This window comes from Bradyrhizobium sp. WSM1253, from assembly GCF_000244935.1.
Lineage (GTDB): Bacteria > Pseudomonadota > Alphaproteobacteria > Rhizobiales > Xanthobacteraceae > Bradyrhizobium > Bradyrhizobium canariense.
Window position 1 is genome coordinate 6,725,665 of record NZ_JH600073.1, and the last position, 24,445, is coordinate 6,750,109.

Genomic DNA, 24,445 nt, shown 5'->3' on the forward strand with positions numbered 1-24,445 from the left:
CTCAATAAAACTCGGCTGCCCCGTCTGCTTCACCGCCATCGTCATTCCTCCAAGGCTTTGCCTTAGAGAATCACAATTGACGGATTACGCAACAAGCCCTTTGTGGGAGAAGGTGGCGCGAAGCGCCGGATGAGGGGTATGTCTCCGCGAATACTATCGCAAGAGAGTAGCTCGCGGAGGCAAACCCCTCACCCAAGCGAAGTTTTGTCTACCAGCGGTGCTGCCCTCTCCCACAAGGGGCGAGGGCACAGCCATCCGCAATGCGTTTGACTTTGAAGGGGAAGGTGGCGCGCTACGTCCCCGGCTTCTCCACATCCCACTCGTTGCGGAACACGTGACCATCCGTGTCCTTGGCTTCCGCGCGAAAACGCTTGGCGCCGTTGGACACATAGGTGAAGCGCAGATTGGGATCTTCCGAGATCGAGATGCCGCCTTCCATCGAAAGCACGGGGCTGTCGTCCTGTGTCAGCTTGAGCTGGTTGACGAAGAAGGCGGGAATGTAGAGCTGCGTGACCTGGTCCATCTGCAGCCCGGAATTGTTGGGATGGCCGATCATGATCTGCGCCTCCCGCATGCGGCTCGCGGGGGCCTCTTCGCGCGCGAATTGCCGGTAGCGCATCTGGCCGAGCCGGTTCTGGGCTTCCTCGGCATTCTTTCCCGCTGGTGCCGAGCAGCCGCCGGAGGCCTTCACATAGACTTTCGAGACGTAGAGCTGGCCATCGCTGAGCTCGGCCACCGCATGAACGTCGGTGTAATTGTTGACGCGCACGCGCGTCGAGATTTCAGTGACGTTGGCATCCGGTCCGAGCTCGAATTTCGCCGCCATCGGCGCGGGGTTACGATCGATCACCAGCGTGATCGAACGGATGCGGCGGGCATCGCCGGGCGAGAGCTTGCTGCGCAGGGTCACGGGCACGATGGCCGCGTCCTCGGCGCGGTACGGCATCTCGATGCCAATGACATTGCCGCCGTCATTCATCGGACGGTTGCTGAAGATGTCCTGCACCAGTCCCGGCCAGGGATCGTAAGCTTCTTCAGCCTGCACCGGCACGGCGAATGCAATGCCGAGGAGCAGGGCGATCAGAGGCAGTCGGCGCGTGCATCCCGTCATGGTCATGGTCCCGCGGACGAAGCAACGTTACGCACATCGTAGCGCGTCCGCTACTCCCATTCAATTTCCGAAAATGCTGCGGTTGCGTTGCGGGCGTTGTAGTCGTCGAACAGCTCCCAGTGCGGCCGTTCCGAGGCGGCGGCCTTGTCAGCGGCGGTTCGGATCGGTTCGCCCTTCTTGTTCGCTGCCCGGACGTCCGTCAGCAGTGCCATCAGATAGCGCCGCTCATCGATCAGCGCCGCAGGCCATTCGCTCACGGGCCCGTGACCGGGAACGACGCGCTGCGCCGGAATGCTCTCGAGTTCCCCGAGGGTGCCGAGCCAGCCGCGAATGCTGCCGTCCATCACCGGAATATGGCGGAGGAAGACGAGGTCGCCAGCGAACAGCGTCTTCGTCGTCTCATCGAATACGGTCAAATCATTGTCGCTGTGCCCGGCCGGCCAGGCCCGCAAGCTCAGGCGGCGCGCGCCGAGATCGAGCGTCATTGTATCCGTGACAAGCATTGTGGGCGGCACGATCTTCACGGGAGATATCAATTCGTCGCCCATGATGCGCCTAAAATTGTCGAGATAGTACGGGCCGCGCGCAGCCAGCGCCCGCGGCAGCCTGCTGTGACCGACGAAAATGGTGTCTCCGACGGCGAAGGCCGCATTGCCGAAAACATGGTCGGGATGGCCGTGGGTATTGATGACGTAGCGGATCGGCTTGCTGGTGCGGGCTCGCACCGCCGCCAATAGCGCCTCGCCCTCGCGAAAGCTACCGCCGGTATCGATCACGGCCACCGCATCCTTGCCCACGATGAAGCCGACGTTGGCGATGTCGCCCTCGTTCTCGCGGGTCATCAGCGCGATGGTCCCGGAGTGTACGAATATTCCCGGCGCGACTTCGCTCACAGGCAATTCGGCCGCTGCGGCGCATGCTAGCGTCGCTGTCACCAGCAGGGACAAGGCTGCGATCACGAGAGCGATGCGAGACACTTTTCCGCCTCAGTTCAAAGGGTTGCGCGCATTGCACTGCAACAAAGAAAGCCAGCACAAACTCTGGCAAGACATGGCGCGTCATGCGTTGCATGGCTAGCATTCAAACAAGCCTAGGAGGAAGCGCGATGACGGAGGCCGGACGACATCGTCGCTGGTTGTTTTCACTGAGTATCCTGGTTGCGTCTTGCGCGTTCGGCGACGTCGCCATCGCGCAGACCAACGAGACGGGTGACCTCTCGTTCGAGCTGGTCGACCCCAAGGTGCTGCGCGTCTGTTCCGACCCGCGCAATCTGCCGTTCTCGAACGAGAAGGGCGAGGGGTTCGAGAACAAGCTTGCCGAGCTGTTTGCGGACAAGCTCCAGAAGAAGCTCGACTATGTCTTTTTTCCGCAAGCCACCGGCTTCGTGCGCATGACGCTCGGATCGCATCGCTGCGACGTCATCATGGGCTTCCCCCAAGGCGACGACCTTGTGCAAGGCACCAATCCTTATTACCGCACGAGCTATGCGCTGGTCGCGAAAGCGGGCAGCGGGCTGGAGGAGGTCGACACGCTCGAGGATGCCAGGCTGAAGGGCAAGCATGTCGGCATCGTCGCCGGCACGCCGCCTGCCACCAACATGGCCATCGCGGGACTGATGGGTGATGCAAAGCCCTATCCGCTGATGATCGACACGCGCTACGACAATTCGGCGCAGGCCATGATCGATGATCTCACGGCGGGCAAGATTGACGCCGGCGTGCTGTGGGGACCGATGGCAGGGTTCTACGCGAAGAAGGCGGGGTCGCTTCATGTCACGCCGCTGGTGAAGGAAACCACCGGGCCAAAGCTGGTCTATCGCATCGGCATGGGCGTGCGTGGCGCCGACCAGAACTGGAAGCGGCAGCTCAACAAGCTGATCCAGGAGAACCAGGGCGAGATCAACAAGATCCTGCTCGATTTCGGCGTGCCGCTGCTGGACGAGAGCGATCGGCCGCTCGGCGCGGAGACGGCCAAGAAGGCACCATGACATGAGGCGGCGCGTTGTCGCTGCGCTGGTCGCCGCCGTGCTGATGGCGCCGGTCGTTGCGCAGCAGCAGGAGCCGTTCGAGCCCGAGGGCTATCGCACCGACAACTACCGCGCGCCCGTGCCGGCGACGCTCGGCGGCGCGCGCGTGCTGTCGACGTCAGAAGCCGAGGCGATCTGGCACGCGAAGAGCGGCGCCTTCATCGACGTGCTGCCGCGCGCGCCGAAGCCGAAGAACCTTCCAGCGGGTACCGTCTGGCGCGAGGCGCCGCGCAAAAACATTCCGGGCAGCATCTGGCTGCCGGATACCGGCTACGGAACGCTGCCGCCCGCCATGGACGACTATTTCCAGCGCGGCCTCGCGCGTGCATCACACGGCGACAAGACCGCGCTGCTCGTGATCTATTGCCTGGCGGATTGCTGGATGTCCTGGAACGCCGCCAAGCGCGCGCTCGCGTATGGCTACTCCAGCGTCGCCTGGTATCCCGATGGCACCGACGGCTGGGAGCGTGCAAAGCTTCCGACTGAGGAGGCGCAGCCCGAGCCGCGGCCGGAGCAGTGAAGAATTGAGCCGAGCTGTGTCGTCGATGGCCTCGTGGTTCGAGACGACCGCTTCGCGGTCTCCTCACCATGAGGGTCTGACATCTCGCCACGAAACCAGACCTCATCCTGAGGAGCCCGCCGTAGGCGGGCGTCTCGAAGGATGGCCGCAAAGATCCCGGCCTACTGCTTCTGCAGCTTGGTCAGCGTGCCCGTGCCGTTATTGTCGGTCGCAGAGTAGCTCACCCGGTCGCCGGCGTGGACGGCATCGAGCATTGCGGCGTCCTTGGCCTTGTACTCCTGCAGCGCGCCGGCCCCGCCTGCGCTGCCGCCGACTGTGCCCTTCTGCGTCTGCTGGATCGAGATCGTGCTGTTGAGCCGATCAATCCGAGTGACCATGCCGGTCAGATCGTCAGCGAATGCGCTGCTTGCGAGCATGCTGATGGCCGCAGCGCCTGCGAGGATGAATTTTGTGGTTCCCATCGAGGCCTCCCGATGCCTTGGATTACCCGTCGACAAGACATCCTAGACCGATTTGGTTCCGGCATATAGCACAGGTTAATGATCGCAATGGAGGCGCGGGAACCTGCCGCAAGCGGTCAATGAGGCTGACGCTATTCCATTTCCTGCTGGATCACGCGTCCGAGCGCAAACAGCCGCTGGTCGATGGTGGTGGGAACCTCGCAAACGAACCGCACGACCTTGTGGCGGTCCTCGAAAATGCGGGTCTTCCAGATCAGCTCGTTGCTGAGCGCCTCGACCTTGGCCTCGTCGCGCGGCGTGGCGCCCTGGAGCGCCTGGAGCTGGACACTCTCCTCGCGGATCTTGTCGGCGGCTTCGCGCTGCTTGCGGCTGACGCGTTCCAACCCGCTCATGACCTGCGAGCGCTGAGCGTTGAGCGTGTCGAACAGGCCTGCGAACAGCAGTTTCGCATTCGCGGTCTTGTCGGCCGCGGAGCCCGCCAAAAACTCCTTCACCAACTTCTCGGCCTCTTCCAGCGGTGTCTTGCGTGCCGACAGTTTGGCGACCAGCGCGCTGACCTTGGCGTCGTCCTTCCACTTGTTCTGCACGTCGTCGAGCGAGGGGCCAGCCCAAACGGCCGCGAGCGAAATTTCCGGCACTTTTGCCTGCGTGCAGGGCCAATCCGGATAGCGCGGATCGGCCGCGCGTGCCGCCGTGCCCGCGGCTGCGAGCATCAGAGCGGCCATGGCCAGAACCCGAACCGTCATCCTTCGCCTCCCGCAGGGCCCCGTCGCGCCAGCCCGCGCGAGGGATCATAGGCCAGAATCGCGCCGATCATGAAGACGATTGTGCAGGTCGCGACCACCGCCAGCGAGATCCAGTTGATCTGTCCGTACAGCGCGAAGCGGATCAGCTCGACCGCATGGGTGAACGGATTGGCCTCGCAGACATAGTAGAGATATGGGCTGCCCTCCTGCACCCGCCAGAGCGGGTAGAGCGCCGATGAAGCGAAGAACATCGGGAAAATGACAAAGTTCATCACGCCGGCAAAGTTCTCCAGCTGCTTGATGCCAGAGGAGATCAGCATGCCGAGCGAACCCAGCATCAGTCCGGACAGGATCAGTGCCGGCAATACCGTGAGATAGCCTGACAGAGGAGGGGTGATGTCCCAGAACCAGGCGATCAGCAGGAACGCATAGACCTGGAGCAGCGACACCGCGGTGCCCGCGAGCAGCTTGCAGAACAACAGGTAGCCGCGCGGCAGTGGGCTTACCAGCAGCGTGCGCATGTTGCCCATCTCGCGGTCATAGACCATCGAGAGCGAGGATTGCATGCCGTTGAACAGCTGGATCATCGCCATCAGCCCGGGCGCGATGAAGACCTCGTAGAGGATGTAGGTCTCGTAGGGCGGGATGATGGAGATGCCGAGCACCTGGCGGAAACCGGCGGCGAAGATGAACAGCCACACCAGCGGCCGCACCAGCGCCGAGACGAAACGCTCGCGCTGGTGCAGGAAGCGCAGTCCTTCGCGCCAGACGATGCCCGTGAGGCAGGTCATGTATTCGGCGGCCGAGAAGCCGCGTGGCGCCTCGCGCATGCTGATGCTGCTCATGCGCCACCGCCCGGCACGGTCTGCGCGCCGGTCAGGCGCATGAAGGCGGAGTTGACGTCCTGCGCGCCGGCTTCCGCGACGACGCGGCTCATCGGTCCCCGCGCCAGCACCTTGCCCTGGTGCAGCACCACGAGATCGTCACCGGCCATGATCTCGTCGAACAGATGCGTGGCCCAGAGCACGCCGATGCCTTGCTCGCTCACGAGCTGGCGCACATGGCTGATGATGTCGGCGCGCGCTTTGACGTCGAGGCCGACGGTGGGCTCGTCCAGCAAGAGCAGGCGTGGCCGATGCAGCAGCGCACGGGCGATCTCCAGCCGCCGCATCTGCCCGCCCGAGAGATCGCGCACCTTGCTGCCGGCGCGCTCGGTAAGCCCGATGCGACCGAGCAGCTCGGCGGCTCGCGCGCGGGCCTCGCGGCGGCTGATGCCGTGGAGTGCGGCGTGATAGAGCAGGTTCTGCGTCAGCGACAGATCGAGATCGAGCGTGCGCGGCTGGAACACGACGCCGAGCAACCGCAGCGCTTCTCCGGGACTCTTGCTGACATCATGGCCGAAAATGCCGACGCGGCCGGACTGGATGCCGAACAGGCGCGTGATCAGCGAGAACAGCGTGCTCTTGCCCGCCCCGTTGAGGCCAAGCAGGGCCGTGAAGCTCGCGGGCTGCACGTCGAAGGACACGTCCATCAGCGCGCGGCGCGGGCCATAGGCGTGGCTGACGCTGTCGATCGATAGCGCGGGCACACCCGCCGGATCGGGCCTTGGTGTTTCGCGTTGTTCGGCGATGGGAGCAGGGCTGGTCATGGCGCGATCGTGATACCCCAGGGCAGTTCGCCCACCTGAATGGTCTTGATCACCTTTTGCGCGGCGACGTCGATGACGGAGACGTCGTTCGAGACGCCATTGGTGGTGAGCAGAAATTTTTCGTCCGGCGTGAAGGCCATGTGCCAGACCCGTTGTCCCACCAGCAGATATTTGGTCACCTTGCGCGAGGCGGTATCGACCACGGCGATGCGGTTGGCTGGCCCGAGCGCGATGAAGGCGGTCTTGTCGTCCCGGGTCATGCCGATGCCGACGGGCTGGATCGCCTCTTTCCTCAACCCCGGAATCTCGAAATTGATCTTCCCGGTCACCTCGTGCTTTGCGGGGTCGATGATCGAGACGGTGCCGCCGATCTCCGAGGACACCCACAATTCGGAAGCGTCGTGCTTGAATTCGGCAAAGCGCGGCCGCGCGTCGACCAGCACGTTGGCGACGATCTGGCGCGACGACGTGTCGATGAAATGCGCCATGTTGGTGGTCTCGGACGTGTTGATCAGCGTCTTGCCGTCCGGGCTGATCGTCATGCCCTCGGGCTCGACGCCGACCTGGATGTCGCCAAGGCGGGCGCGCTTCTCGAGGTCGATCACGGTCACCGTGTTGTCGTTCTCGTTCGCGACATAGAGGACCTTGCCAGCGGCATTCTGGGCGAACAATTCCGGGTCGGGCCCGGAGGGCAGGCTGTCCACCACGGTTTGCGTCTTGGCGTCGATCATCTGGATGGTGTCGTCGTCGCCGACCGCGACCATCACGAACTTGCCATCGCGCGTGAAGTCGATGCCGCGCGGGCGCTGGCCGACCTTGATGGTCTTGGTCACCGTCCAGCTGTCGGTGTCGATCACCGACACCGTGTTGCTCTTCTCGTTCGAGACATAAGCGATGAACGCATGCGCCGGCGCTGCCGCCAGCGCCAGTCCGAACAGCAACCCAACACGCCACGTGCGCAACATCTGCTTTCTCATTTCAGCTTGCATTTGCTCTCCGGGCGGTCATAGCCGAGCGTGTCGAGCTCGGAGACTTGATGCAGGAAACCTTCTTGCGGCGACACCGACACCACCATGCGGCCATCGACCAGCAGGATCGGCTGGCGCAGCTGCAGGTTCCAATCGCGCAAGGTCAGCTTGGTGCCCTTGAAGGCGGCGACCGAGAACTCCGGGCCCTTGATGAAATCGGTGACCTTCTTGATATCGCCGGAATTGGTGCGCGAGGTGGCCTCTCCGATCATGCGCACGGCCGTCCACGCCTGCATGTCGAGCGCGGTCATCCGCCGCGCGTTGAGCTTGACGAAGCGGTTCTGCATCTGGATCGCGCCCCACTGGTCCTGCGCGGCATCCCAGCTCCGCGGCACCAGACCGGCAGAGCCCGCGACAGGCCGCGGATCCCAGGTGCGATAGGGCAGGTAGGCGCCGAACACCTCGCTCTCGTCGGCGGCGACCAGCACGTCATAGGCCGGAGCCTGTTGCGTGAACACCGGCATCTGGCGCTGGATCAGCGTCACGCCCGAGTCCGTGCGGCGCGCGCCGCCTTTGTCTTCGAAGCTGCGCTCCTGCACGATCTTGGCGCCGAACCGCGTCGCGGTGCGCCGGAGCGCATCGGCGAACAACTTGTCCTCGTCATGCGAGCCGACCACGAGCAGCCAGCGCTTCCACTGCTTCCACACCAGATATTGGCCGAGCGCATCGGCCAGCATTGCGCGGGTCGGCGCGGTATGGATGACATTGGCGCGGCAATCGGCCTCGCGCAGCCGCTCGTCGATCGCGCCGGCGTTGAACAGCAACGTGCCGCGCTCGCGCAAGGCGTCGGCGACTTTCAGCAGCGCGTCGGCCGGCAGATCGGCGATGATGAAGCCGTTGCGTGCGGCGAGGTCGGTCGCGGCCTGCACGGCATCCTCGCCCTCCTTGATGCGCCGCTCCTCCAGCGCAAAACGCTGGTTGAGGAATTTGCCGGTGGTGTTGTTGTCCTCGATGGCGAGGCGCGCGCCGGCGACGCCGTCATTCTCCGCGGGCTGCTCGACCAGCGACAGCGTCGATTTGGTGCCGGCGATTCCGAGATAGCCGACGCCGATCATGACAGGGTCGGCCGCGAGCGCGCTCGTCGCAGCAAAACCCAGGCCGATCAGGCCGACCAACCATCGGATCATGTTTCCTCCGTACAACTCCCCGGCTTGACCGCCGATGGAGAATTGTCTCTGCTAAAGCATGACCGATTTGTCAGGGCATGCAACCCCGCATTTCGTCCTCGCGCGCGTGAGGCCGGGAATCACGATCATGCGAGCGCTGATATGTTTCGCAGCTTTGTTGTTGACGGGCTCGGCCGCGTTCGCCGATCCGCCGAAACTCGCGGTGTTCGATTTCGAATTGATCGACACCAGCCTGCCCGGCGAGTTCTACGGCTCGAAGCCGGAGGAGGCGCGGCTCGACCTCATCAGCGAGCAGTTGCGCAAGGCACTGGTTGAGTCAGGCAGGTTCCAGCTGATCGATATCGCGCCGGTCCGGGACGCGGCCCGTCACGCCAATCTGCAGGCTTGCGGCGGCTGCGACCTCAAGCTTGCCGGGCAGCTCGGTGCCGATTTGGAAATCACCGGCATGGTGCAGAAGGTCTCGAACCTGATCATCAATCTGAACATCTATCTGCGCGACGTGAAGACCGGCAACATGATCACGGCCGCCAGCGCCGACATGCGCGGCAACACGGATGAATCCTGGACGCGCACGATGAGTTATCTGATCCGCAACCGGTTGCTGGCACCGAATTACGGCAAGCCGTGAGGGGGATATTTACTCCTTCAATCGCTCCGCATGCCAGTGCAGGTGATCGCCCATGAAGGTCGAGATGAAATAATAGCTGTGGTCATAGCCCGCCTGCCGCCGCAGCGTCAGCGGGATGTTGGCCTTGGCACAGGCCGCCTGCAGCAATTCAGGACGAAGCTGCTCCTTCAAGAAGTTATCAGCCTCGCCGACATCGACCAGAAAGCCTGAAAACTTCGCGCCGTCCTCGATCAGCGCCACCGTGTCGTGGCTGCGCCACATATCCTTGTTCGGCCCGAGATAGCCCGTCAGCGCCTTGATGCCCCAGGGCACGAGCGATGGCGCCACGATCGGCGCAAAGGCGCTGGCCGCGCGAAAACGGTGCGGGTTGCGCAGCGCGACCGTCAATGCGCCATGGCCGCCCATCGAATGGCCCATCACCGATTGCCGCTTGGCATCGACCGGAAAATTCTCCGCCACGAGTTTCGGCAGTTCGTCGGTGACGTAGCTCCACATGCGATAATTGCGCGAAAACGGCGCTTCCGTCGCGTCGACATAGAAGCCGGCGCCAAGACCGAAATCATAGGCATTACTGGCATCGCCCGGCACGTCGGGGCCCCGCGGGGAGGTGTCGGGCGCGACGAAGATCAGGCCGAGCTCGGCGCAGGCTTTGCGGAATTCGCCTTTCTCGGTGACGTTGGCATGCGTGCAAGTGAGGCCGGAGAGATACCAGACCACGGGCAGCTTGGCGCCCTGCGCGTGCGGAGGAACATAGACCGAGAACACCATGTCGGTTCCGGTTGCCTGGCTGGCATGGCGATACACGCCCTGCACGCCGCCATAGGATGTATTGGTCGAGACAGTCTGGATCGTCATGCCGTTATGCTCCGTGGCATCAAGCCACATCAGGATTGCAACGCTTGTGTGACCGAATTCGTGGCGGCCGTCAGGCCACGCCACTGTCGATCGCCAGCCGCACCAGCTCGACAGAGGTTTTCACCCCGAGCTTCTGGCGCATGATGGACGAGGTGTTGGCGACAGTCTTGTAGGACGACTGCACCAGCCAGGCGATCTCGGAAAGGCTCTTTCCGGCGCTGAGCAGCCGCAAAATCTCCATCTCGCGCGCATTCAGTTTCGACAGCGGGCTTTGCGCCAGCGCGGGTCCCGCAAAGGCGATGCTGCGCGCGATCGCGCTCGGCAGATAGGTGCCGCCGCCGCCAACGATGCGAATCGCCTCGACGAGATCATCGGGGTCACCGGTCTTGGAGACATAGCCCTTGGCGCCGCACTCGATCGCACGCGCGGCAAAAGCAGGGTCGTCGTTCATGCTGAACATGATGATTCGGGCCTCGGGCGCGCGCTCGAGGATGCGGCGCGCGAGCTCAAAGCCGGACACGGTCGGCAGGTTGATGTCGATGATCGAGAGGTCGGGGCGCTCGACGATGAAGACGCACTCGCCGTCTTCGGCGTCGGCGGCCTCCAAAATCTCGATCTCGCCCTCGTCGGCCAGCACGGCACGGCAGCCGGAGGCGACGATGGGATGATCGTCGACGATCAAAATGCGCATAGGCGTTCCTCGCGACAGCGTCTTGGCCTGTTTCGCGCCCGGCCGGGATTGCTGTACGCTTTCGATTAGATATCGGGCGCTTCGCCTCTGTCAACGTTATCGGACAGGCGCAGGCCAATCCTTCGCGGGGGCACGGGCGATACCAATGTGGCAAAATCTATCCTTGCGCGGGCGCATCAACCTGCTCCTGGCGCTGCTGCTGGCGCTGGGACTCGCCGTCAATATCGGCCGCCAGGTCGCAGAAGCCGGGCCGCGCGTGCAGGCCGAGGACAAGAGCGTGATCCGGCTCGCGCGCGAATTCATCGAGATGATCGTTGCGGATCTCAACGAGGCGCCCGATCCGGATGCCAGGCTCAACCAGATTGCGCGCGACCTCAGTCGCCTGCGCCATGTCAGCATCGCGCTTCGGGACGAAGCCGGCAGTCCGCTGACGCAGCCGCGGACCGACGTCGATGACGACACCCGCGCGCCGCCGGCCTGGTTCGTCAGCTTGGTTCATCCCGAGCAGACCGCGGTGAGCGTACCCGTCTCGATCCATGGCAAGCCGGGTTCGCTGCTGATCACCTCCCATCCCGATGACGAGATCGCCGAGATCTGGGACGCCATCGTGACCCAGCTCGAGGTCGGCTCGGTGATCGCGCTGGCGCTGTTCTTGGTGATGATGAATGTGATCGGCCGGGCACTGGCGCCGCTCCAGTCGCTGGCGGATGTGATGGCCGAGCTCGAAGACGGTCGCTATCAGGCGCGCGTCGCGCCGGGCGGCGCGCCGGAGCTCGCCGCGATCTGCACCAAGCTCAACCATCTTGCGGCAACGCTCAGTGACGCCATCGAGGACAAGCGGCGCCTCGCCGAGCGAACGGTATCGCTCCAGGATGTCGAGCGCAAGGAGATCGCCCGCGAGCTCCATGACGAGTTCGGGCCATATCTGTTCTCGCTGCGCGCGCATGCGAGCGCGCTGGCAAAGCAGGCGGACGGACGCGCCCCGAATGCGGAGGCCGTGCGAAAACACGGCAGCGCCATGCTGGAACAGATCAACGCGCTTCAACAGTTCAATCGCCGCGTGCTGGAGCGCCTCCGGCCTGTCGGCCTGGCCGAGCTCGGCCTGCGCCAGGCACTGGAATCGCTGTCGCGGCTGTGGCGGGAGTCGCATCCCGATGTCGCCATCGAGACCGTGATCTCGCCGGCGCTTGGCGTCACCGGGGAGACCGCCGACCTCACCATCTACCGCATCGTGCAGGAGGCGCTCACCAACGTGTTCCGCCACGCCGGCGCGACCTCGGTCAATGTCGTCATCGAGCCGGTGGCGCAGGCGGCAAGCGATGGCCGCAGCGGTGCCCGAGTGCGGATCAGCGACAACGGCCGCGGCATGGAGCCGGGCCAGAAGCTCGGCTTCGGGCTCGTCGGCATGCGCGAGCGGATTCTGGCGCTGGGCGGCACGCTCAACGTCGTCTCGGGTGACGGCGGTCTGACCGTCGAGGCACTGGTTCCGACGGCGGCGGCCTGATCGCGTCGGGAAAAATTCCCGATTTTGTCGGGAAAATTGGTGCGGATACGGCCCGACCTTTTGTGGCTGGCGCACGCATCCCTGCCGATTACACTCGTCTCGACCAACCGGCGAAAATCAAAACAGCCGGTGGCCACGGATGGGAAGGCTCGGATGGGCAAGGCTCTTTGGTTCAAAGCTATTTGGTTCAAGCGTCGTTTGTTGATGGCCTCGGTTTCGACCGCGCTGCTCTCCGTCTTCGCGATCCCCGCGGGGGCCGCGCAGGACGAAGAAACTAACGTCCAGAACTTGCCGCCTGTCGAGGTAACGGCGCCGCCGCGGTCAACGGCGCGACGCACCGCGTCATCGCGACCGGTCGCGCACATCGGGGCACCGTCATCCGCCAGCCCCAAGACGCGCCTTTACGTCTACCCGACCGCGCCGGGTGCCGGCAGAGGTCTTGACGTCGACAAGGTTCCGTCGGCGATCAACGCCGTCGACGCCAGCCAGATCAAGCGCACCGGCTCCTTGAACATCACCGACGCGCTTCGCGACAACATCGCCGGCGTTAACATCACCGAGGTCACTGGCAATCCGTTCCAGCCGAATGTCGAATTCCGCGGCTTCGTCGCTTCGCCCGTGACGGGCACGCCGCAAGGCCTCGCGGTGTATCAGAACGGCGTTCGCATCAACGAAGCCTTCTCCGATGCCGTCAACTGGGACCTGATCCCGACCGCGGCGATCCGGTCGGTGACGCTCGTGACCAACAATCCCGCCTTCGGCCTCAACGCGCTAGGCGGCGCGATCAATTTGCAAATGAAGGACGGTTTCACCTATCAGGGCGCGGAGCTTGATCTCATGGGCGGCTCGTTCGGCCGCATCCAGGGCTCGGCGCAATGGGGCAAGACGGTTGACAAGAACTACGGCGTCTATGCCGCGCTCGAAGGCCTGCACGACAACGGCTTCCGCAATTTCTCCCAATCCGACGTGCGGCGCTTCTACGGCGACGTCGGCTACAAGGCCGGCGACAGCGAATTCCACGCCAATATGGGCGTCGCCAAGAACGATTTCGGCGCCAACGCCACCGTTCCCGCCGAGCTGCTCGACAAATATTGGGGCGCGACCTACACGACCCCGCAGACCACTTCCAATCGCGTCGGCTATCTCAACTTGACAGGCAAGGTCGATGCGACGCCGACCTGGACGCTCGAAGGCACCGCGCATGTGCGCAGGTACGAGCAGAAGCTCGTCGACGGCAATCCGACCGACGCGCAGGAATGCACCGATCCGGGGCTCACCGGCCTTCTTTGCTTCGGCGACGGCGCCACACCGGCAAACGGCGTTAACGGCCTGCCGCTTGCCAATCCTTTCGCGTCCGGGACCGTCCTCGGCGAGATCGACCGCAGCTCGATACGTTCGACCACCTTCGGCGTGTCGGGGCAGGCCACCAACACCGACCAGCTGTTCGGCCACGACAACCGCTTCGTGATGGGCGCGACCTATGACGCCAGTGTCACGCGCTACAACGCCACCGCCGAAATCGGTACGATCGGAGAAAACTACGTCGTCAGCGGCGGCGGCCTCTTCCTGGGGCCGACCGGCGTACCTGATACCGTTGCCGGCCCTGTCTCGCTGCGGACCGTCAATCAATATAACGGCCTCTACGCAATGGACACGTTCAATGTCACGGACGCCTTCGCCGTCACCGGCGGCGGCCGCTTCAACGTGGCGCGCATCACGCTGGAGGATCAGCTCGGGACCGATCTCAACGGCGATCACACCTTCACCCGCTTCAATCCGGTGATCGGCGGCACCTACAAGATCACGCCGGAGCTGACGGCCTATGCCGGCTATTCCGAGGCCAATCGCGTTCCGACGCCGCTCGAGCTCGGCTGCTCCGATCCAGCCCGTCCCTGTCTCATTGCCGCGTTTCTCGTCTCCGATCCGCCATTGAAGCAGGTCGTGTCCAAGACCGTGGAAGCGGGCCTGCGCGGCAGCAGGGAGCTGAACATCGGCACGCTTGGTTGGAAAATCGGCGGCTTCCGCGCCACCAATGTCGACGACATCGTCGCCGTTCCCGCAGTCGGCCGCACCGGCTTCGGCTATTTCTCCAACGTCGGCCGGACCAGGCGTCAGGGGCTCGAAGCCGAGGTCAACATCAAGTCGCCCACGCTTCAGTTTCAGGCGAGCTACGCGTTCGTCGACGCACGCTATCTCGACGCTTTCGCACTCGGCTCCGAAAGCCCGTTCAGGGATACTGTCACCGAAACCATTCAGGTGCTGCCCGGCAACCAGCTCCCCGCGATCCCGCGCCATCGCGTCAAGGTCGGTGTCGACTATGCCGTCACCGACGTGTGGAAGGTCGGCGGCAACGCGCTGTTCGTCTCCAGCCAATATCTGGTTGGGGACGAGTCCAACCAATATGCGAAGCTGCCGTCCTATACCGTGTTCAACCTGCACACGTCCTACCAGGTGACCAAGAACGTCCAGCTCTACGGCAAGATCGACAATATCTTCGACAAGCGCTATGCGACCTACGGACAGTTCTTCGACACCAAAGCCGTGCCCAACTTCACCAATGGCGGTGCCGAGTTCAGCGACCCGCGCTCGCTCAGCCCGGCAAGGCCGCGCGCCTTCTATGCGGGGATGCGGGTGACGTTCTGATCTGGCTCGGTAAGCGCGGGGGATGGCGCCGCCCGGAACGGCGTGTCACGCCGGCTCTGTTCTACCTCAAGCCGATTGACTCATTGTTCATGTTTTGTTCTTATGCTGTTCGTCCAGCCAAGGGAGCGAGCCATGGACAACCGCATCAACGAAATCCGCAGGATCATCAGGGCGTTACGCGTCAGCATGCGTGAGGCCGAGGCGATCATGCATGAGCAGATCAACAGGGACGAGGACTGCAGCTTCGTCGCAGGCGAAGTCATGAAGATGCGCACGGTGATGAGCGGGCTCGTTCAGGAGCGGGCCGCACTCGGGGACACCGACCCGATCGTCGTCGCCAGCCTCTTCGTTCCCCGCCGTCGGCCGATGCCATCGCGCGTCGGTGTTGAGAAGCGCCGGCTGGTGCCGCCGCGAGAGATGGCACGGGCATGAAGGGGGAGAGGCCGACCTACTTCTCCGACATGCAGGAGCCCCCGGAATTTCTGAAGGCTCTCCATCATGCGCGGCGCCTGTCCTGCCTCGAGGGCTGGTGCCGCATGCACATCGAGGCCATCCAGGTCGCGATCGACCAGTACGCGGAAGCGGCTCTCGGTAACCGGGAGTTCTTCCTCAACAAGCCGCACAGCATCGGCGAGAATCGGAGAAGCGGTGACGTGCCGTAACAGCGGCGCATGTCGGCGTATCGACCTTTCGAAGTCTCCGATGATCCCTCGCGCCGGCCAAGCTTGGCGGAGCGTTGTTTTTACCGATCGGAAACCATAGCGAATGATCCTAAAATTGTAACGAAACTGTTCGGCTGTCTCTGCGTCGGTTCGTCGGAGGGCCCGTCCGATGACAGAGCACCAGTTGAGAGAGCAGGAATTCCAGATCGCGCGTTACCGGCATCTGGAGCGCGAAGTGACCGATCCACTTGCCGCCTGTCTGCTTCACAGCATCATTGAAGACCTCGAAGCCGAGCTGCGCAGGAATAGTCCGGATTGGCACGGGCCGCGCGATTAACGCTTTGTTAGCGCTGATCGTGTCGATGATGCGCGAGGGAATACCAGGGGAGACTGCTCCCGTGTTGAAGGACGGCACCTATGCGGCGTGGTACAAGACGCCGCTCGATCAGGGGACCGGGATCGTCCATGTCGCAGACGGACAGATCTGGGGCTGCGACAGTCTGATGACCTATCACGGCTCTTGCAAGATCGACGGAGATCGCTTCACCGCCACCGTGTCGACGAAGCGCCACACCGACGGACGCGCAACGGTGTTCGGCGTCGACGATGAGCTCACGCTGGATATCGAGGGAAACTGCCCGGGCAAGGTCGCGACCTACACGGCGACGGCAGCGCAAGTGCCGGGAATGATCCTCCAGGGTACACTGATCCTGACGGAACAGCAGACGCCCGCGCCAGAACGAACCCGGCAGATACCGCCATTCAATCCCGACAAGCTGCCAAAGTTGCCGAAGCGCTCGCGCTGAGCGAGGGAGCCGCCGTCATCGAGCAGTTCACTGCGAATACGAAAGCTGATCTTCCGTGACGACTCGCTCGATTTTCTCCGACTTGCACTTGATGCGGTATCGGAGACGTCCATCGGCCTCGATGGGCATATGCTGGACGATGGTATAAATCATCGGTGGCTCGGTTGCGGCACGTCCTTGTGGGCCTTGGGGCTGGTGGCGAACGTCTTCATTCAGCTTGTAGGCATACGACATAGATCTACCTCGAATTCACAGTGACTCTGACGCGGGGTCAGTCGTTGTATCCCTGGCAGGACAGGCACTTGGTCCAGCGGAAGAGGTTACCACAGTATGATGCGGTCGAACCGCGTCATAAGTCAGTCGTTCTCTTGGTTGACCGGTGCAGACAGACAATCGCCCAGAGCGGAGCGGCGATGGTTGCACCATATCCCATATTTGCGAACTTTGGTCGTAATTTCCGTGGGGTTTATGGCATTCTGTGAGCCTACGGGCCCCTGTCGAGGGGAACTGATAACTTCCTCGCCGGATTGGGCTGGAATTCGAATGACGGTGGGGCTGATATTTCGACTTTTGGGGTAGCTCGGCCGACGATCGGCGTGGCCCCTTTCGGACAACTTTGTCGCATTCGGCAATTCTGCATCCTCAGCCTTCGGCTCGCCCGCTTCTCAAACGACCCGCGATTCGCCATGGTGCCGCCGCAACAGCATCGCCCCGGAGCACTATCAATGTCGGACAAGGTCTCGCGTCGCCAGTTCGCCACGCTGGCGGGATTGTCCGCAGCCGGCATCGCCAATCCTCTCGGAGGGGCGGACGCCAAGCCCGCATCCCCGCCACGGAGCGGGGACGGCTTTCCGGCGGGCTTCGTCTGGGGCACCGCGACCTCGTCCTATCAGGTCGAGGGCGCGGTCAACGAGGACGGGCGAGGGGCCTCGATCTGGGACAAGTTCGTCCGCATCCCCGGCAAGATCGAAGACGGCAGCACCGGCGACCGCGCCAACGAGCACTATCACCGCTACAAGGAGGACATCGCGCTCATCAAGGAGCTCGGCTGCAAGGCTTATCGCTTCTCGGTGGCCTGGCCGCGGCTGTTTCCGGACGGCGACGGCAAGCCCAACCCGAAGGGACTCGACTTCTACAACCGCCTGGTCGACGAACTCCTCAAGAACGGCATCGAGCCGTGGCTGACGCTTTATCATTGGGACCTGCCGCAATCGCTCCAGGACCGGTTTGGCGGCTGGCGCTCGACGGAGACCTGCAAGATATTCGGCGATTACGCGGCCTATGTCGCCGAGCACCTGACCGATCGCGTCAAGAACGTCTTTACACTGAACGAGAGCGGTCGGTTCGTCCATTTCGGCTACGGCATCGGCATCGACGCGCCCGGCGTGACGCTGCCGCAAGCCGAGGTCAACCAGATCAGGCACAACAGCGCGCTCGCACACGGGCTCGCGGTGCAGGCGGTACGCGCCCATGGCCGCCGCGGCATCAGGGTGGGGCCGGCCGAGAACATCGATGCCTGCGCCCCCGCGATCGACACACCGGAGAACGTCCGTGCCGCCGAGATCGCGCTGCGCGAAATGAACGCCGGCTATCTCAACGTCATCATGACGGGCCAGTACACCGACGCCTTCCTGAAGTTCGCCGGGCGCGACGCGCCGAAATACACCGATGCGGAGCTGAAGATCATCTCCTCGCCGGTCGATTTCCTCGGCCTCAACATCTACGCGCCGCAGAACTACGTGGTGGCCTCCGACCAGGGCGCGGGCTTCATGCCGCTGCCGATCCCGAAATCGTTCCCGCACATGAATTCGGACTGGCTGCGCATCGGTCCCGAGACGATCTACTGGGTGCCGAAGCTGGCGGCGAAGATCTGGAAGACGGACGCGATCTATATCAGCGAGAACGGCACCTCCGGCGACGACGTCGTGACGCCTGACGGCAAGATCTACGACACCGACCGCATCATGTATTTGCGCAACTACCTCGCCCAGCTCCAGCGCGCCACCGCCGAAGGCGTGCCGGTGCGCGGCTACTTCCTCTGGAGCTTGATGGACAATTTTGAATGGGTGTTCGGGCTCAACAAGCGCTTTGGGCTCTACCACGTCAATTTCGACACGCAGGTGCGCACGCCGAAACTCAGCGCCAGCTTCTATCGCAACGTGATCGCGAAGAACGCGGCGGGGGTGTGATTGCTCTCCCGCGCCCCGTTCTTGCTGGGGCGCGACAAGCTTGGCTCGCGCTGAGGAGACAGGGTGAGGGGTTCCGCCAGCGTGCATTGACTCCCTTCGCCTCCTGATTCAAAACGCCTCTAACCATTCAAAAAGAGGAAACGCCAATGACCGACGCACTTATCATTGATGCCTGCCGAACTCCGCGGGGCGTCGGCAAGCCTGGCAAGGGGGCGCTCTCGGGCATTCATCCGCAGCAGCTGGGAGCAACCGTGCTGCGCGCGCTCGCGGCGCGCACCGGCATCGACACCGGCGACGTTGACGACATCATCTGGGGCTGCAGCGCACAGGTCGCAACGCAAGGCGGCGATCTCGGCCGCATGTCGGCGCTGGACGCCGGCTACGACGTGCGCGCCAGCGCCGTGACGCTGGATCGCTTTTGTGGAAGCGGCATCACCAGCGTCAACATGGCTGCAAGCTCGATCATGGCGGGCGCGGAAGACCTCGTCGTCGCCGGCGGCTGCGAGATGATGTCGATGGAAGGCCGGCGCGGCGGCGGTCCGATGATGATGGACAACGGCAATCTGCGCCTGCGTGCGCGGCATCCGCAGTCGCATCAGGGCGTCTGCGCCGACGCGATCGCGACCATGGAAGGCATCACGCGAAGGGACGTCGACGCGCTCGGCCTCGAAAGCCAGAAGCGCGCAGCCTTTGCGATGGCGAACGGCCACTTCAAGAACAGCCTCGTGCCGGTGCATCGCGAGGATGGCAGCCTCGCGCTCGACCATGAAGAATATCCGCGGCCGCAGACCACGATGGAAGGGCTGAGCGCGTTGAAGCCGGCATTCCCTGCGGTCGCCGACCATGCGCTCGACGACAAGGGCACGACCTATCGCGGCCTGATCCTGCAGGAGTACCCCGACCTCGAGATCGACTTCATGCACCACGCCGGCAATTCGTCCGGCGTCGTCGACGGCGCGGCCGCGATCCTTCTGGCGTCGCCTGCTTACGCGAAGGCGCATGGCCTGAAGCCGCGCGCCCGCGTGGTTGCGATGGCCAACATGGGGGACTCGCCGACGCTGATGCTGAACGCGCCGGTGCCGGCGACGCGCAAGGTGCTGGCGAAAGCGGGGCTGACCATCAACGACATCGACCTGTTCGAGATCAACGAGGCCTTTGCCGTGGTTGCGGAAAAATACATCCGCGACCTCAAACTCGACCGCGCCAAGGTCAACGTCAATGGCGGCTCGATCGCACTCGGCCATCCCATCGGCGCCACCGGCTCGATCCTGATCGGCACCGTGCTCGACGAGCTCGAACGGCGCGACTTGAAGCGCGGTCTCGTCACCATGTGCGCGGCCGGTGGCATGGCCCCGGCCGTCATCATCGAACGTATCTAGCGCGAGCGAAGCTCGTCGCGCTCTGTAAAGATAAGGGAAAAAAGTCCCCGCGATCGCCGCATCACGACGATCTAGGCTTATTTCCAGGGTGAATCGCGACCGGACTCCGATAAAGAGGCCGGTCGTCGCTTGTCGAAAGCATCGAATCAGCTTTAGCAAGGCTGCGTGCGGGCCTTTGAAACAAGGTAAAATCCGCTGCCTGAGGCTTCTCCCGCTCCGGAAGTGGCTAAAAAGCAGGGTTTTTTGCCACAGAGGGCCAAAAAAGCCCGTAAAACCCCGACAAAACTGTGCAGAAGGCTATAGGCCTTCACCGGTTGGTCTAATATGCAGCCGTCAACGAATCAGAGGAGACACGATGGCCACCCAAATGTCGAAATCGCAGCTGATCGAAAAGATCGCGACCACCACCGAGCTTTCCAAGCGTGACGTCAAGAGCGTCATGGAGACGCTGACCGACGTCGGCCACAAGGAGCTCAAGAAGAACGGCCTGTTCCTGGTGCCGGGCTTCGCCAAGTTCGTGGTCATCAAGAAGCCCGCGACCAAGGCACGCAAGGGCACCAACCCGTTCACGGGCGAAGAGATGATGTTCAAGGCCAAGCCGGCCCGCAAGATCGTTCGCGCCCGCCCGGTCAAGGCCGCCAAGGACGCCGTGGGCTAACGACGCAAAGGCCCCCTCCCGTAGGAGGGGGCCTTTTGTTCGGGGCTGTCGCGAGGACTTGAGACGGAGGGCTCAACCCTTGCGGCGCTTCGCGCGGACCGGGACCGGCTGAAGCCGCGGTCCTGATGCCGCCAGCGCATCGCGAACCCCGTCGATGGCGCGATCGAGCAACTGCCGCAGCCGCTGCGCCTGCCGCGATCGCTTCGCTCTTTCCAGCAGCTTCTTCATCGCATTCACTCCGCCGCTTCGACCTTGGCATCGGCTTGGGCCTCGGCCGGCTCGAGCGCCGCGGCGATGGCTTCGTCGACGCGCTCCAGCCAGATGAATTCGAGGTTGTCCCGCGCACTCTTCGGGATGTCGTCGTAGTCCCGCTTGTTGCGCGCCGGCAGCATCACCCGCTTCAGGCCCGCGGCCGCGGCCGCCACCACCTTCTCCTTGATGCCGCCGACCGGCAGCACCAGGCCGCGCAGCGAGATCTCGCCGGTCATGGCGGTGTCGCTGCGCACCGTGCGATTGGTGAGCAGGGACGTCAGCGCCGTGAACATCGCAACGCCCGCGCTCGGCCCGTCCTTCGGCGTCGCGCCTGCGGGCACGTGAACGTGGATGTCGCTCTTTTCGAACAGCTGCGGATCGATGCCGAGCTGCGTGGCCTTGCTCTTCACCAGCGTCATCGCAGCCTGCACGCTCTCGCGCATGACCTCGCCGAGCTGGCCGGTCAGGATCATCCCGCCGCGGCCGGATACCCGCGAGGCTTCGATGAACAGGATGTCGCCGCCGACCGGCGTCCAGGCAAGGCCGGTGGCCACGCCTGGAATGCTGGTGCGCTGCGCGATCTCGCCCTCGAAGCGCGGCTGGCCGAGTACCGTGCCGATATCCTTCGGCGTCACGACGACCTTGGCAGCCGTGCCTTCGGCGACCTGCACGGCGGCATGGCGGAACAGCTTGCCGATCTCGCGCTCGAGGTTACGCACGCCGGCTTCGCGGGTGTAGCCGTTGACGACCAGCTCCAGCGCCTCCGGCTCGATCTCGGCCTGCTCGGCCGTCAAGCCGTTGGCCTCGAGCTGCCGCCGTACCAGATAGCGCTTGGCGATCTCCAGCTTCTCTTCCTGGGTGTAGCCGGTGAGGCTGATCAGCTCCATGCGGTCCAGCAGCGGACCCGGGATCTGGTCCAGCATGTTGGCGGTCGCGATGAACACAACGCGCGACAGGTCGAAGGGCACGCCCAAATAATTGTCCCGGAACGTCCCGTTCTGCTCGGGGTCGAGCACCTCCAGCATCGCGGCGGAAGGATCGCCCTGCACGCCGCGACCCATCTTGTCGATCTCGTCCAGCATCATGACGCAGTTCCGGGTGCCCGCCTTCTTGATGCCCTGGATGATGTTGCCGGGCAGCGCGCCGATATAGGTGCGCCGATGGCCGCGGATCTCGGCCTCGTCATGCACGCCGCCGAGGCTGACGCGCACGAAGGGACGGTCCATCGCGCGTGCGATGGATTGACCGAGCGAGGTCTTGCCGACGCCGGGCGGTCCGACGAAGCACAGGATCGGCGCCTTGCCCTGCGGCGCCAGCTTGCGCACCGCCAGATATTCGATGATCCGGCTCTTGATCTTCTCCAGGCCAAAGTGATCGGCATCGAGGATGCGGCGCGCTTCCTTGATGTCGATCGGCTTCTCCGCGGGCAGCGCCCACGGCAGCTCGATCAGCCAGTCCAGGTAAGTGCGGACCATGCCGGCCTCGCCGGCGGCCTCCGGCATGCGCTCGTAGCGGCGCAGCTCCTTCTTCGCATGCGCGTCGGCCTCGGGCGGCATGTTGGCCTTGGCGATGGCAGCGGTCAGCTCGGCGACCTCGGCCGCCTTGCCGTCGCCTTCGCCGAGCTGGCGCTGAATGGTCGCCATCTGCTCGCGCAGGATCGCCTCGCGCTGCCGTTCGTCGAAGCTGGCGCGGGTCTGCTGGCCGATCTCGTTGCTGATGCGCAGCACCTCCAGCCGTTCGGCCAGATGCTTCGACACCTTCTCGACACGCAGAGCGAGGTCGATGGTCTCCAGCACCTCCTGCTTGTCCTGCGGCTTGATGTCCATGAACGAGGTCGCCAGGTCCGCCAGCGCGCCGGGCGCGGTGGTGCCCTGGAACATCGCGACCAGCTCGGGCGGCGCCTGTGGCAGCAGCTCGATCGCCTCGATGGCCTGGCGCTGCAGGTTCAGCGCGCGCGCCTCGATTTCGGGCGAACTCGTGGTCGGCTCCGGAATCTGCTGGATCCGCGCGGCCGGGAACGGCGTCCCGGGCAGGAAGTCGAGGATGCGCGCGCGCTGCACGCCTTGGCAGACGATGTGATGGGTGCCGTCGGGTGCGGTGATGTAGCGCACGATGTTGGCGATGGTCGCGACCCGATAGAGGTCGTCCGGTCCGGGCTCCTCGGTCTCGGGGCTGCGTTGCAGGACGATGCCGACCGGCCGCTGCTCGCGCAGCGCCTGCTGCGCGGCAGCGACCGACTTCGGCCGCGCGATCGCGATCGGCGCGATGGCGCCGGGGAACAGCACCATCTCGCGCACCGGGATGATGATCAGCGCGTCTTCGGGAATCTTCACGTCGGAATTGCTCTGGGGATTGGTCGGTGCGGTATTCATTGGTTCGGTGGCCATGATCGACCTCAGGATTTGGCGAGGCGCAGCGCGACGCAGCCGTCCATCACGAAGCGGCTGATGGCGTAGCGGCCAACGGGCAATGCAATGCGGCGCTCAAAACGCCCCTGCGGCAGTTCGAGCCGGTGGATGCGGGCGTTGCGAAGCTCCGGCGGAAGGGTGCGCTGGCCGGAGATGACGAGCACGCCGTCATGGATGACAGTCTCGACATTGTCGGGATTGACACCCGGAAGCGCGACCAAGATCAGAAGCTCATGCTCGGTTTCGAGCACGTCGATCGGTGGCTCCCAGCACGCTTCCTGGCGGCCGAACTGCTGGCGCAGCCGTTCGGCGCGGGTCAGCGAGTCCAGGGCTTCGGACAGCATCCAGTCGAGGGGATTTTTGGGTTGCATGATGCGGGCTCGGCGGTGGGGAACGCTGAATATGGGGCCGGTTCCCGAGAATTCCAGCCCGGCGGCGCGCAGGTGCCATGCGGATCGTGCGATCCGAAAACACAAGCGCCGCGGCCTTCCGGCCGCGGCGTTTCGTCGTCACGCCACGTGGGGCTCAGGCCGCCTGGCGGTATTCCTCTTCCGCCTCGAGGTTGATCACGGAGGTGGCGAGCTCGGTCAGGGTGTGATCGGTCGCCTCTTCCTCGTCCAGCGTCGCCTGCAGCAGCTTTGCCGCGTCCTGCATGCCGAGCTCCTCGGCCCAGGTGCGCAGCGTGCCGTAGCGGGAGATTTCGTAATGCTCGACCGCCTGCGCGGCTGCGAGCAGGCCGGCGTCGAGCGCAGGAGCGTTCTTGAACTCCTTCATGATCTCGGCGCCTTCGTCGGTGATGCCGTTGATCGCTTCGCAAGGCTTGCCGCGGGCCGGCTTGCCCAGCATCTTGAAGATCTGGTCGAGACGTTTGACCTGGCCCTGGGTCTCGCGCAGATGCTTGTTGAAAGCCGCCGCGAGCTCCTTCGAGTTGGCGGCCTTGGCCATCTTGGGCAAGGTCTTGATGATCTTGTTCTCGGCGAAATAGATGTCCTTGAGCGTCTCGAGAAACAGGTCGCTCAACATCTTCGGCGCCTGACGGGCGCGGCCCGTCGACGATTTCTTGGTCGTGCGCTTCTTTGCTTTCTTGGCCATACATCCTCCTC

27 protein-coding genes are annotated in these 24,445 nt (G+C 63.9%); 12 read left to right on the forward strand and 15 right to left on the reverse strand.

Annotated elements, in window-relative coordinates; genetic code table 11:
- Positions 1 to 292 precede the first annotated feature (292 nt).
- On the reverse strand, positions 293 to 1,111 hold the full coding sequence (locus tag BRA1253DRAFT_RS32630; protein WP_007601393.1) for a quinoprotein dehydrogenase-associated SoxYZ-like carrier: 819 nt from the start codon (positions 1,109 to 1,111) through the stop codon (positions 293 to 295).
- 50 nt (positions 1,112 to 1,161) lie between these two features.
- Positions 1,162 to 2,088, reverse strand: a complete 927-nt coding sequence (locus BRA1253DRAFT_RS32635) for a quinoprotein relay system zinc metallohydrolase 2 (RefSeq protein WP_007601395.1) — start codon at positions 2,086 to 2,088, stop codon at positions 1,162 to 1,164.
- A gap of 128 nt (positions 2,089 to 2,216) precedes the next feature.
- Here BRA1253DRAFT_RS32635 and BRA1253DRAFT_RS32640 point away from each other — a divergent pair, with 128 nt between their 5' ends.
- Positions 2,217 to 3,098 (forward strand): substrate-binding domain-containing protein, encoded by an 882-nt coding sequence (locus tag BRA1253DRAFT_RS32640; RefSeq protein ID WP_007601397.1) that lies wholly within the window; start codon positions 2,217 to 2,219, stop codon positions 3,096 to 3,098.
- A 1-nt stretch (position 3,099) separates the two neighbouring features.
- A complete protein-coding gene (locus tag BRA1253DRAFT_RS32645) occupies positions 3,100 to 3,657 on the forward strand; it encodes a PQQ-dependent catabolism-associated CXXCW motif protein (protein ID WP_007601399.1) in 558 nt (185 codons plus the stop codon).
- A 161-nt stretch (positions 3,658 to 3,818) separates the two neighbouring features.
- On the opposite strand, the gene BRA1253DRAFT_RS32650 is transcribed toward BRA1253DRAFT_RS32645, so the two are convergent.
- From BRA1253DRAFT_RS32650 to BRA1253DRAFT_RS32675, 6 genes are all read right to left on the reverse strand, one after another.
- Positions 3,819 to 4,118, reverse strand: coding sequence for a copper-binding protein (locus BRA1253DRAFT_RS32650; protein WP_007601401.1), 300 nt, complete (start codon positions 4,116 to 4,118; stop codon positions 3,819 to 3,821).
- Positions 4,119 to 4,249: 131 nt separating this feature from the next.
- Positions 4,250 to 4,864, reverse strand: a complete 615-nt coding sequence (locus tag BRA1253DRAFT_RS32655; protein ID WP_007601402.1) for a hypothetical protein — start codon at positions 4,862 to 4,864, stop codon at positions 4,250 to 4,252.
- Positions 4,861 to 5,709, reverse strand: a complete 849-nt coding sequence (locus BRA1253DRAFT_RS32660; protein WP_035994388.1) for an ABC transporter permease — start codon at positions 5,707 to 5,709, stop codon at positions 4,861 to 4,863. The genes BRA1253DRAFT_RS32655 and BRA1253DRAFT_RS32660 overlap by 4 nt, the downstream gene beginning before the upstream one ends.
- Positions 5,706 to 6,512, reverse strand: coding sequence for an ABC transporter ATP-binding protein (locus BRA1253DRAFT_RS32665; protein WP_007601404.1), 807 nt, complete (start codon positions 6,510 to 6,512; stop codon positions 5,706 to 5,708). The genes BRA1253DRAFT_RS32660 and BRA1253DRAFT_RS32665 overlap by 4 nt, the downstream gene beginning before the upstream one ends.
- Positions 6,509 to 7,477 carry a YVTN family beta-propeller repeat protein gene (locus BRA1253DRAFT_RS32670; RefSeq protein WP_035995568.1) on the reverse strand — a complete coding sequence of 323 codons (969 nt, stop codon included), beginning with the start codon at positions 7,475 to 7,477 and terminating at the stop codon, positions 6,509 to 6,511. Before BRA1253DRAFT_RS32670 ends, BRA1253DRAFT_RS32665 begins: the two co-directional genes overlap by 4 nt.
- An 8-nt stretch (positions 7,478 to 7,485) precedes the next feature.
- Positions 7,486 to 8,667: an ABC transporter substrate-binding protein gene (locus BRA1253DRAFT_RS32675; RefSeq protein WP_007601406.1), complete on the reverse strand. Its 1,182-nt coding sequence runs from the start codon at positions 8,665 to 8,667 to the stop codon at positions 7,486 to 7,488.
- Positions 8,668 to 8,725: 58 nt separating this feature from the next.
- On the opposite strand from BRA1253DRAFT_RS32675, the gene BRA1253DRAFT_RS32680 reads away from it, so the two are divergent.
- Positions 8,726 to 9,295, forward strand: a complete 570-nt coding sequence (locus BRA1253DRAFT_RS32680) for a DUF3280 domain-containing protein (protein WP_007601407.1) — start codon at positions 8,726 to 8,728, stop codon at positions 9,293 to 9,295.
- A 9-nt stretch (positions 9,296 to 9,304) separates the two neighbouring features.
- Here BRA1253DRAFT_RS32680 and fghA read toward each other — a convergent pair whose 3' ends face one another.
- A complete protein-coding gene (gene fghA, locus BRA1253DRAFT_RS32685) occupies positions 9,305 to 10,150 on the reverse strand; it encodes an S-formylglutathione hydrolase (RefSeq protein WP_007601413.1) in 846 nt (281 codons plus the stop codon).
- A gap of 70 nt (positions 10,151 to 10,220) precedes the next feature.
- Positions 10,221 to 10,841: a response regulator transcription factor gene (locus BRA1253DRAFT_RS32690; RefSeq protein WP_007601414.1), complete on the reverse strand. Its 621-nt coding sequence runs from the start codon at positions 10,839 to 10,841 to the stop codon at positions 10,221 to 10,223.
- Between the two features lie 145 nt (positions 10,842 to 10,986).
- Here BRA1253DRAFT_RS32690 and BRA1253DRAFT_RS32695 point away from each other — a divergent pair, with 145 nt between their 5' ends.
- From BRA1253DRAFT_RS32695 to BRA1253DRAFT_RS32715, 6 genes are all read left to right on the forward strand, one after another.
- Complete coding sequence (locus BRA1253DRAFT_RS32695; RefSeq protein WP_007601415.1) at positions 10,987 to 12,345, forward strand: histidine kinase; 1,359 nt, start codon at positions 10,987 to 10,989, stop codon at positions 12,343 to 12,345.
- A 153-nt stretch (positions 12,346 to 12,498) separates the two neighbouring features.
- The gene (locus BRA1253DRAFT_RS32700; protein ID WP_007601416.1) at positions 12,499 to 14,988 is read left to right on the forward strand and encodes a TonB-dependent receptor; all 2,490 of its coding nucleotides are present in this window, start codon (positions 12,499 to 12,501) and stop codon (positions 14,986 to 14,988) included.
- Positions 14,989 to 15,120: 132 nt separating this feature from the next.
- Positions 15,121 to 15,420, forward strand: a complete 300-nt coding sequence (locus BRA1253DRAFT_RS44705; protein ID WP_007601417.1) for a hypothetical protein — start codon at positions 15,121 to 15,123, stop codon at positions 15,418 to 15,420.
- Positions 15,417 to 15,650 carry a hypothetical protein gene (locus BRA1253DRAFT_RS44710; protein ID WP_007601418.1) on the forward strand — a complete coding sequence of 78 codons (234 nt, stop codon included), beginning with the start codon at positions 15,417 to 15,419 and terminating at the stop codon, positions 15,648 to 15,650. Before BRA1253DRAFT_RS44705 ends, BRA1253DRAFT_RS44710 begins: the two co-directional genes overlap by 4 nt.
- Before the next feature lie 169 nt (positions 15,651 to 15,819).
- Entirely contained in the window at positions 15,820 to 15,987 is a 168-nt protein-coding gene (locus BRA1253DRAFT_RS44715; protein ID WP_007601419.1) for a hypothetical protein, read from the forward strand.
- Between the two features lie 61 nt (positions 15,988 to 16,048).
- On the forward strand, positions 16,049 to 16,456 hold the full coding sequence (locus BRA1253DRAFT_RS32715) for a hypothetical protein (RefSeq protein ID WP_007601420.1): 408 nt from the start codon (positions 16,049 to 16,051) through the stop codon (positions 16,454 to 16,456).
- Between the two features lie 27 nt (positions 16,457 to 16,483).
- Here the strand turns inward: BRA1253DRAFT_RS32715 and BRA1253DRAFT_RS32720 are convergent, their stop codons facing one another.
- Complete coding sequence (locus BRA1253DRAFT_RS32720; protein ID WP_007601421.1) at positions 16,484 to 16,690, reverse strand: hypothetical protein; 207 nt, start codon at positions 16,688 to 16,690, stop codon at positions 16,484 to 16,486.
- Positions 16,691 to 17,181: 491 nt separating this feature from the next.
- Between BRA1253DRAFT_RS32720 and BRA1253DRAFT_RS32725 the strand changes: the two genes are divergently transcribed.
- The 3 genes from BRA1253DRAFT_RS32725 to BRA1253DRAFT_RS32735 all read left to right on the forward strand — a co-directional run bounded on the left by BRA1253DRAFT_RS32725 (position 17,182) and on the right by BRA1253DRAFT_RS32735 (position 20,682).
- Positions 17,182 to 18,645 carry a GH1 family beta-glucosidase gene (locus BRA1253DRAFT_RS32725; protein ID WP_007601424.1) on the forward strand — a complete coding sequence of 488 codons (1,464 nt, stop codon included), beginning with the start codon at positions 17,182 to 17,184 and terminating at the stop codon, positions 18,643 to 18,645.
- 146 nt (positions 18,646 to 18,791) lie between these two features.
- Positions 18,792 to 20,024 (forward strand): acetyl-CoA C-acetyltransferase, encoded by a 1,233-nt coding sequence (locus BRA1253DRAFT_RS32730; protein ID WP_007601426.1) that lies wholly within the window; start codon positions 18,792 to 18,794, stop codon positions 20,022 to 20,024.
- 355 nt (positions 20,025 to 20,379) lie between these two features.
- Complete coding sequence (locus BRA1253DRAFT_RS32735) at positions 20,380 to 20,682, forward strand: HU family DNA-binding protein (RefSeq protein WP_007601427.1); 303 nt, start codon at positions 20,380 to 20,382, stop codon at positions 20,680 to 20,682.
- A gap of 72 nt (positions 20,683 to 20,754) precedes the next feature.
- On the opposite strand, the gene BRA1253DRAFT_RS44720 is transcribed toward BRA1253DRAFT_RS32735, so the two are convergent.
- The 4 genes from BRA1253DRAFT_RS44720 to BRA1253DRAFT_RS32750 form a co-directional block, all read right to left on the reverse strand.
- Positions 20,755 to 20,910 (reverse strand): hypothetical protein, encoded by a 156-nt coding sequence (locus BRA1253DRAFT_RS44720; RefSeq protein WP_007601430.1) that lies wholly within the window; start codon positions 20,908 to 20,910, stop codon positions 20,755 to 20,757.
- Positions 20,911 to 20,915: 5 nt separating this feature from the next.
- Positions 20,916 to 23,321 carry an endopeptidase La gene (lon, locus tag BRA1253DRAFT_RS32740; protein WP_007601431.1) on the reverse strand — a complete coding sequence of 802 codons (2,406 nt, stop codon included), beginning with the start codon at positions 23,319 to 23,321 and terminating at the stop codon, positions 20,916 to 20,918.
- A gap of 8 nt (positions 23,322 to 23,329) precedes the next feature.
- Complete coding sequence (locus tag BRA1253DRAFT_RS32745; RefSeq protein ID WP_007601432.1) at positions 23,330 to 23,713, reverse strand: Hsp20/alpha crystallin family protein; 384 nt, start codon at positions 23,711 to 23,713, stop codon at positions 23,330 to 23,332.
- A 154-nt stretch (positions 23,714 to 23,867) separates the two neighbouring features.
- Complete coding sequence (locus tag BRA1253DRAFT_RS32750) at positions 23,868 to 24,434, reverse strand: ferritin-like domain-containing protein (RefSeq protein ID WP_007601433.1); 567 nt, start codon at positions 24,432 to 24,434, stop codon at positions 23,868 to 23,870.
- Between the last annotated feature and the right edge of the window lie 11 nt (positions 24,435 to 24,445).